Genomic DNA, 240 nt, shown 5'->3' with positions numbered 1-240 from the left:
TAGAAATTGTCTTTGTAGTGATCATGGTAGAATTTACCGTCAATCCTTCTTGGTCGATTACTTTGGTCTTTCTGTTTTTAATTTGGCTGCTCTTAACCGCTTTTGTCAATGGTTCCTTACTAGTGCGGAATGCCCCTAAAGATCACTATTGGCACCGGGTGGGCAACATCTTGATAGAAAAATCCATTGAAGCTCTTTTGGTCGGTTTAGTGGCTGCAGGAGCGATTATGATTTTAACGA

1 protein-coding gene is annotated in these 240 nt (G+C 40.8%); it reads left to right on the top strand.

What is annotated here, in order from left to right; translation table 11 throughout:
* Positions 1 to 17: 17 nt before the first annotated feature.
* The coding region (locus QP363_RS13490) for a hypothetical protein (RefSeq protein ID WP_284764869.1) at positions 18 to 240 on the top strand (223 nt) is incomplete at its 3' end.

It is taken from the genome of Corynebacterium sp. UMB6689, assembly GCF_030215295.1.
Lineage (GTDB): Bacteria > Actinomycetota > Actinomycetes > Mycobacteriales > Mycobacteriaceae > Corynebacterium > Corynebacterium aurimucosum.
This window is presented reverse-complemented; position numbering and strand designations above follow the sequence as displayed.